The sequence below is a fragment of the Mesorhizobium sp. 128a genome (assembly GCF_053848025.1).
In genome coordinates this window covers 1-475 of sequence record NZ_JBSPKY010000095.1, presented here as the reverse complement: position 1 = coordinate 475, position 475 = coordinate 1, and the positions used below count along the sequence as shown (strand labels likewise).

The 475-nt window shown below is 64.8% G+C and carries 1 protein-coding gene; it reads left to right on the top strand.

Going from position 1 to position 475, the window contains the following annotated elements; all coding sequences use genetic code 11:
* A partial coding sequence (locus ACWTU9_RS33225) for a TCP-1/cpn60 chaperonin family protein (RefSeq protein WP_455862020.1) occupies nucleotides 1-475 on the top strand: 475 nt, incomplete at both ends.

Below are 475 nucleotides of genomic sequence, written 5' to 3'. Positions count from 1 at the left end.
GGCCTGAAGATCGCCGCCGTCAAGGCGCCGGGCTTCGGTGATCGCCGCAAGGCCATGCTGGAAGACATCGCCATCCTCACCGGTGGCCAGGTCATCTCGGAAGACCTCGGCATCAAGCTCGAGAATGTCGGCCTCAACATGCTCGGCCGCGCCAAGAAGGTGTCGATCTCCAAGGAGAACACCACCATCGTCGACGGCGCCGGCAAGAAGGCCGAGATCCAGGGCCGCGTTGCCCAGATCAAGCAGCAGATCGAGGAGACCACGTCGGACTACGACAAGGAGAAGCTGCAGGAACGTCTCGCCAAGCTGGCGGGCGGCGTTGCGGTGATCCGCGTCGGCGGCGCGACGGAAGTCGAAGTCAAGGAAAAGAAGGACCGCGTCGATGACGCTCTCAACGCGACCCGCGCGGCCGTGGAAGAAGGCATCGTTGCAGGCGGCGGCGTCGCCCTGCTGCGCGCTTCGGCCAACATCAAGG